The sequence below is a fragment of the Mesorhizobium sp. M0185 genome, from assembly GCF_040322175.1.
Taxonomy (GTDB): domain Bacteria; phylum Pseudomonadota; class Alphaproteobacteria; order Rhizobiales; family Rhizobiaceae; genus Mesorhizobium.
This window is the reverse complement of sequence record NZ_JAMYSY010000108.1, coordinates 1-2,963: the sequence shown is the minus strand read 5'-3', so window position 1 is coordinate 2,963 and position 2,963 is coordinate 1. Positions and strand designations below refer to the sequence as shown.

The 2,963-nt window shown below is 57.9% G+C and carries 3 protein-coding genes and 1 pseudogene; 3 read left to right on the top strand and 1 reads right to left on the bottom strand.

The window, feature by feature from the left end:
- Together NKJ20_RS33890 and NKJ20_RS33885 are read left to right on the top strand one after the other, a co-directional pair.
- On the top strand, positions 1–296 hold a 296-nt coding region (locus NKJ20_RS33890; protein WP_352749932.1), incomplete at its 5' end, for a pilus assembly protein.
- Between the two features lie 1,084 nt (positions 297–1,380).
- Positions 1,381–2,190 (top strand): YidB family protein, encoded by an 810-nt coding sequence (locus NKJ20_RS33885; protein WP_352749931.1) that lies wholly within the window; start codon positions 1,381–1,383, stop codon positions 2,188–2,190.
- Here the strand turns inward: NKJ20_RS33885 and NKJ20_RS33880 are convergent.
- Entirely contained in the window at positions 2,141–2,263 is a 123-nt protein-coding gene (locus NKJ20_RS33880; protein ID WP_352648747.1) for a KTSC domain-containing protein, read from the bottom strand. The two genes, NKJ20_RS33885 and NKJ20_RS33880, sit on opposite strands and share 50 nt — an antisense overlap.
- A gap of 280 nt (positions 2,264–2,543) precedes the next feature.
- Between NKJ20_RS33880 and NKJ20_RS33875 the strand changes: the two are divergent.
- Positions 2,544–2,889: pseudogene (locus tag NKJ20_RS33875) on the top strand (transposase); the annotation flags it as partial.
- Between the last annotated feature and the right edge of the window lie 74 nt (positions 2,890–2,963).

Here is a 2,963-nt window from a genome sequence, read left to right as displayed (position 1 = left end):
TCGGCTGGGCTCTGAATGCTATGTCGAGTGTTCGGTACACGCTGGAAACGTCGTCACGTGCGCTGCAAATGAAGAACTCGCTGACGCAGGCCCAGATCCAAGCCATTGCCACGGAAAAATTACTGGATTTGGGATTGAAAGACGTCGATGTAACAATAGCAATCGACGCCCCCAGCGGCGGCTTTCGCATGGCACATCTGACCGCCCAATATGCGTTCGTGATCGAGTTCCCGTATTTCAACCGATATCCGATAAATTATCAGACAACTGTCACAGTTCCGTTGATTGGAACATAAGCCCCACTCTAGTGGGACGCCGCGGCCCACCACCCCGGACGTTCCTCTGCCAACCACCTTTGAGCCTCCTCACAGGTTGGTGCCAGAGCGGCTGTAAGACCGGCCTTGCGAAGGTTCACTGGTTCACTTCCAGATCGAGCGCGATCATTGGCTCATCCTCAGCGACAAGGACCAGCGGCTTTTTCATATTCAGCAGCAGTGCACGTTTGTTGAACAATTCCGAGCCCGATGAGCCGAGTTAGCCTTTGCGCGCTGGCAGCTCAAGGAACAAGCCGCTTTGCCATCATTGGGTTCCAAAGGGCCGAACATAAACTTGGCAGGCTTTCAACATGGGAAAAGACATGTCCGCCCGCGAGCGACTGAAGGAGGGCAGGCCCAAGTCTTAGCCGATGAAACCGGCATTACGCAGGCGCAGGCGCGCGAGCAGATCGATGATCGGCACCGACCATGCATCATTGCTGCGCGAGGCCTGAATGCTGAAGAGCCGCGCGAGCCGGAAGTGAGCGGGCGTCGTAGAAATTACGAAGGAGCGAGCGCGTACCGATCAGTCCCAACATCGAGAGCACATAGACCAGGAGCAACGGAACCACGGATGGTTGGCTGTCGAGGGCGGCGTCCTCCTGTTCCTCGCCAAGATTGTGATCTCACCTGGATTTCGTGACCATTATCGTCCAGCCCATTTTGCCGTCGGTCTCTCTCGAAATCCTTGTCGCCTATCTGCTCGGATCACGAGTCCCCAGGCAGGCGGCTCGGAAGCCAACCAGGACGATTGTGTCGCCATCGTTCTTGTCCATGGCGCCAACAGTGTTTTCTGCTTCACTTATGTTCCAAGTTTCTAATGCAAGATTTTGATAAGGGTGTCGCCCACAATCGGTGACGGAATATGGAAAGCCCGCGCCTCCGGAGCGAGGACGCGAGCTGCGATCTGACTCTGCGGAGGCACGGATGCTGAAGTCTAGCCAGAAGCGAGCCGAGAAGCCGCAATCGCCCGGCTAAAACCGAGCCGAATATCGGCCCAGCAGCACAACCGTGGAACCTTTCAAAGCCGCATGCCTTCTCCCTTCCTCATAGAAGGAGATGCGAAATGAGCCTTGATATAGGAAAGGTCGCCATAGCGTTGCTGGGCCTGCTTGCCTACAAGAATAGAGACAAGATTGGCGAGTTGATCGCTGGTAGGAAATCGACAGATCCCAACACTAGCGCTGGCTCCCCTGGCGGCCTCGGCGACATCCTGGACCGTCTCAGAAATGCGGGTGCGGGCGATCAGGTAGATTCTTGGGTGGGAAAAGGATCCAACCGGCCCGTTCAGCGCGACCAGGTTGAGAAAGCAATTGACCCGCAAACGTTGAGCGATTTGGCTGAGCAAACCGGATTGTCTAATGAAGAACTTCTCGACCGGCTCACGAGGGAACTGCCCGACGCGGTAGACAAGCTTACGCCCGACGGCCAGATGCCCGCGGGCAACGGTCCAAATCTCTTGGAGAGGTACCAGGAGTTGCTCGTACTTAGCGCCACTGCGACAAAGCAGGCTGAAAATGAAAGCCCGTATCCCCCAGGGGACGCCGGCTTCGGGAACCGACCTGGCAGCAATCGTGTGAGGGGAAGTTGGACCTTCACCGCGAGGCGGTGTTCCAAGGTCGATCACAAAAAGTCCCGCCGCACATGCCAGGACGGCGGGACCGATCGAGCGCCTTTGCACCAGGCGGGGGGATGCGGGTTGGGCTTGCCCGGTGCGCGCGGACCGCTCGGGAACCTTAGGCGTATCACCGGCAATGCGTCCACCAACCGACGGTTGGAGCGACAAGGACAAATTCGGTCACCGGCAGGTCGGGTCATCCTGGGTGCTATCGCTCGCCACCAGACGGTACCGGATGGTTTCGGATATGGTCGTTAAAGTAGCGCCCCTTGGCGAAAGCGGCTTTGAATTCGGCAAAGGTTTTCGGCGGTACGGCCTCAAACTCGTGCAGTTTGCCGCTGGCTACGAATCAGACCGAGAGGATTTTACTGTCGGGATCGTATTCTGTTTTGCCTATCGAGGTGGAGGGCATGACGGCGGCTCGATCGAAAAGCAATCAACGAGCGGAGAGGCCGTCGCGTTTCTTATGACTGCAGCTATGGTAAGCCGCCCAGCTCAATTCGGAGCGCCGCCGGCGAGAAGATGTCGATAGCGTTCGTCATCATCCGGCGCGCGCGCGCAAGATCGGCCCGACGTGGCGCGTCGGCGGGCGCAGTGGACCGGGTCGCCGCCCCATGCTCTTCGACGGGCCGATCAATGGTTTCCGGCTGTATGTCGAGAAGGTGCTCTTGCCCACCCTCAAGCCGGGCGACATCGTCGTCAACCACAATTCTTCACACGAGGACATGAGGGGCAAGGCCGTCCGGCACGCCCTCGGCAAAGCCGGCGCCAAGCTCTTCTTCCTGCCGGAAATGCTCGCCAGACCTGAATCCGATCGAGATGGTCTTTGCCAAGCTCAAGCACCTGTTGAGAAAGGCCGCCAGATGCACCATCGACGCCGTCTGCAGCGCCATTGGCGAAATGCACGATGCTCTCAGATCAAAGGAATGCGCCAACTATTTCACCGTGGGTTATGGCCGAGCCCGGCACGCGAACTCATTCCTCCCTGAATGCCCGTTGGATTTGATCTGCCAGAGGTTTTACGAGGTAAG